3 protein-coding genes are annotated in these 4,214 nt (G+C 72.6%); all 3 read left to right on the forward strand.

The window, feature by feature from the left end:
- Positions 1 to 351: 351 nt before the first annotated feature.
- The 3 genes from rarD (at position 352) to COGEMETH_RS23690 (ending at position 4,029) form a co-directional block, all read left to right on the forward strand.
- Positions 352 to 1,203: an EamA family transporter RarD gene (rarD, locus tag COGEMETH_RS23680; RefSeq protein WP_238185135.1), complete on the forward strand. Its 852-nt coding sequence runs from the start codon at positions 352 to 354 to the stop codon at positions 1,201 to 1,203.
- A gap of 92 nt (positions 1,204 to 1,295) precedes the next feature.
- Complete coding sequence (locus COGEMETH_RS23685; RefSeq protein WP_238185136.1) at positions 1,296 to 3,683, forward strand: hybrid sensor histidine kinase/response regulator; 2,388 nt, start codon at positions 1,296 to 1,298, stop codon at positions 3,681 to 3,683.
- A gap of 88 nt (positions 3,684 to 3,771) precedes the next feature.
- Entirely contained in the window at positions 3,772 to 4,029 is a 258-nt protein-coding gene (locus COGEMETH_RS23690; protein ID WP_238185137.1) for a hypothetical protein, read from the forward strand.
- Positions 4,030 to 4,214 lie beyond the last annotated feature (185 nt).

A 4,214-nucleotide genomic window follows, 5' to 3' on the forward strand; every position in this document is an offset into this window, starting at 1 on the left:
ACCGGCTCGATCCCGGCGCCTCCCAAGGCGGCCCCGCCGGCCAAGGTCGCCGCGCCCGCGGTGCCAAACGGCTTCGACACCGAGCGCCTGAACGCCCTGATGCGCGGCGACCCGATCCTGCCGCGCCGCCGCTGAGACCGAACGACGATGCGCCCGGCGCATCGTCGTTCGCCCCCGCGACCGCGGGGCGGCGGGCGTCCGCCGGACGCGCCGGTCCCGACCATGGGTCGGGACCGGCGCACTTCGGTCGGAAGTCTTTCCAGGTGCGCCTGCGCACCTGACGCCGGTCCCGCCCGCGGGCTATGACCCGGCCGTCCGCCAACGCGCGGGCCGGACAGGGATGGAACGGCCGTGGGCCTCGTCTACGCGCTCGCCGCCTACCTGAGCTGGGGCCTCGTGGTCCCGGTGCATTTCCGGCTGCTCTCGGCCTTCAGCCCGAGCTACATCCTGGCCGAGCGCATCCTCTGGTCGAGCCTGTTCGCGGGTGGGCTGGTGGCCGTGTGGCGCACGCGCCTGCGCACGCCCTTCCCCCTGAGGCCCCGGCACGGGCTGCTCGTCCTCTCGGCCGGGCTGATCGCCGTGAACTGGCTGCTCTACCTCCAGGCTGTGGCCGCCGGGTACCTCCTGGACGCGAGCCTCGGCTACTACATCAACCCCCTGGTCAGCGTTGCGCTGGGCGCCCTCGTGCTGCGCGAGCGCCTGCGGCCGGTGCAGATCGCGGCCGTCGCCATCGCCGCCGCGAGCGTGGCGCTGGCGGTCGCCTGGGCCGGCGACCTGCCCCTGGTGTCGCTGGCGCTGGCCGTCAGCTTCGCCCTCTACGGCCTGGTGCGAAAGGTCGTGGGCGTCGACCCCATCGTCGGCTTCCTGGCCGAGACCCTGCTGCTGGCGCCCGCGGCCCTGGTCTGGCTCCTGCTCTCGCCCGAGCCGCTCCTGCCCTCCGATACGGGCAGCCTCGGGCTGCTGGCGCTGACGGGCATCACGACGGCGCTGCCGCTGATCTGGTTCGCGGCCGCGGCCGAACGCCTGCGGCTCTCGACGCTGGGCCTCCTGCAATACCTCGCGCCCACCTGCCTGCTGGGATTGAGCGTGCTGGCCTACGGCGAGCGGGTCGAGCCCCACCGGGCCGCGATGTTCGCCCTGATCTGGCTGGCGCTCGCGCTCTATGCCGTCGATTCCCTGCGGGCTACGCGGAGGCAACCGTAATCCACCCCGCCCTGTCGCCGCGATGGATGCGTGTATAAGGCACCGGTTCCGCCCGCAGAGGCGGTGAGCGGGGCCGGGAGCCCGAACGCCCGATGAGCGCAGCCGAGACCCCAGAGGGCGCCGAGCCCGACGTGACGGAGGCCGATTACCGCAACCTCGCGGATTCCCTGCCGCAGCTCGCGTGGATCGCCGCCGCCGACGGGGAGATCATCTGGTACAACCGGCGCTGGTACGACTACACCGGCACCACCCTCGAGACGATGCGCGGCTGGGCCTGGCGCGCCGTCCACCATCCCGACCACGTCGAGGGCGTCACCGAGCGCTTCCGCGCCGCCATCGCCTCGGCCGAGCCCTGGGAGGACACCTTCCCTTTACGTGGCCGGGACGGAATCTACCGCTGGTTCCTGTCGCAGGCGATGCCCTACCGGGACGCGGACGGCCGCGTCCTGCGCTGGTACGGCACCAACACCGACGTCTCGCGCAGCCGGGACGCCGAGCAGCGCCTGCGCCACTCGGAGGAGCGTTTCCGCGCCCTGGTGGACGCCTCCGCGGCGGTGATCTGGAACACCAGCGCCACAGGCGAGCTGATGCCGCCGCAGCCGCGCTGGAGCGCCTATACGGGCCAGAGCGAGGAGGCCTACCAGGGCTGGGGCTGGGTCGACGCGGTCCACCCCGACGACCGGGCGCTGGCCGCCGAACAATGGGCGCGCTGCGTCGAGGAGCACCGGGTCTACGAGGTGGATTACCGCCTGCGCCGCCGCGACGGGATGTGGCGCGCCATGGAGGTCCGCGGCGTGCCGGTCCTGGCTGAGGACGGCACCTTGCGCGAGTGGGTCGGCACCAACGTCGACATCACCGAGCGCAAGGAGGCCGAGATCGAGGTCGAGCGCGCCCGCAAGGCGGCGGAGGCCGCCAACCTCGCCAAGAGCCAGTTCATCGCCAACATGAGCCACGAGCTGCGCACCCCCCTCTCGGCGGTGATCGGCTATTCCGAGATGCTCGGCGAGGAACTGGAGGATATCGGCCAGTCCGCCCTGCTGCCGGACCTGCGCAAGATCGAGACGGCGGCCCGCCACCTGCTCTCGCTCATCAACGACGTGCTCGACATCTCGAAGATCGAGGCCGGCCACATGGTCGCCTCCGGCGAGACCTTCGCCGTGTCCGGCCTGATCGGGGACGTGTCGGACGCCACCGGCTCCCTGGTGGAGAAGAAGCGCAACCGCTTCGTCCTCGACGTGCCGGGCGACCTCGGGGCGATGCACCAGGACCAGACCAAGATCCGGCAGTGCCTGCTCAACCTGATCGGCAACGCCGCCAAGTTCACGGAGGCCGGCACGATCACGCTCGCCGTCCGCCGCGAGGCGCAGTTCGGCGTGGACAGCCTGAGCTTTGCCGTCTCCGACACCGGCATCGGCCTCACCCGCGAGCAGATCGGCCGGCTGTTCGAGCGCTTCGCCCAGGCCGACGAATCCACCACGCGCCAGTTCGGCGGCACCGGGCTCGGGCTCGCCATCACCCGCGCCTTCTGCCAGGCCATGGGCGGCGAGATCGGCGTGACCAGCGAGCCGGGGCAGGGCTCGACCTTCACCATCCGCCTGCCCGCGACGCTGCCGAGCCAGCCCGAGCCGGAACGCCCGGCCGAGGCCGTGCCCGATGCCGTGCCCGTGCCGGATTCCGCCCACGAGGAGCGGGACGCGGTGCTTCTCGTGGACGACGACCCGGCCGCCCGCGAACTGCTCCAGCGCTTCCTGGAGCGCGAAGGGTTCCGGGTGCGCACGGCGAGCGACGGGCGGGCGGGGCTGACGCTGGCGCGCGCCCTCAAGCCCCGCGCCATCCTCCTCGACGTGGAGATGCCGCGCATGGACGGCTGGGCCGTGCTGCACGCGGTGCGCAGCGACCCGGAACTCGCCGGCATCCCCGTGATCATGACCTCGGTGGTGGCCGAGCAGGGCCTCGGCCAGGCGCTCGGGGCGACCGACTACTTCGTCAAGCCGATCGACTGGGACCGGCTCAAGGGCCTGATGGACCGCTACCGCCCCAAGGGCGCGGCCGCCCGCGTGCTCGTGGTGGACGACGACCCGGACGGCCGCGAGCGCCTGCGCCGGACCCTCTCGCGCGACGGCTGGATCGTGGACGAGGCCGAGAACGGCCGCATCGCCCTGGAGCGGGTCGCGGCCTCGCGCCCCAACCTCATCCTCCTCGACCTGATGATGCCGGAGATGGACGGATTCGCCTTCCTCCAGGCGCTCCGCGCCGGCGCGGACGGCGACGTGCCCGTGGTGGTGCTCACCGCCAAGGAGATCACCGCGGCGGAGAAGGCGAGCCTCTCGGCCCAGACCGACCGGGTGATCGCCAAGGGCTCCCTCAGCCTCGCCGAGATCGGCCGCCAGCTGCGCGCCCTCTACGCCCGCGAGGTCGCCGGCCCGGTGCCCAGCGGCATGCAGGGGCTGCTGGACCAGCTCGCGGCGCGGGAGGGGTGAGCGGCGCGTGACAGGGGAATCGAAGCCGTTCGGACCACGGGTCCCGCTCCGGGGCGTCTCCCGCCTGCCGTCCGGATCACCGGGAACGGTGGCGCTCCGCGCCGAGCTGCACGGTAGTGACACCCCCGGCATCGCCCTCGCCCTCGCCCTGGCCGAGCGCGGTCTCGGCCTGCGCGCGGCGCGGGACGCGGCGACGCAACTCTTCGACCACGGCTTCGTCGTCGTCGCCCTGCCCCGGCTCGACGGTCTCGATGGCCTGCGCCGTGCGCTGTGCGGAACGGGGGCCGAGGTGGTGGGCTACGAGTCGCCGGACACGCTCGACGCGCGGGCGATTGGAGCGACCTGATCCGATAGACCTCCAAGCCTGGTCCGAGCCGCGAACGCATGCCTTATGGAAGAGACGTGCATCGAGGAATGCTGTGTCGGCGCGCGTCCCTCCCCCCTCTGCGGGCTACCGGATTCACGCATCTGCGCACGGCGGAACTGGAAAGGTCGCTCGAAGCGCTGCGGGAGCCCCCTCTCCCGTGCGGG

Source organism: Methylobacterium trifolii, from assembly GCF_022179685.1.
Taxonomy (GTDB): Bacteria; Pseudomonadota; Alphaproteobacteria; order Rhizobiales; family Beijerinckiaceae; genus Methylobacterium; species Methylobacterium trifolii.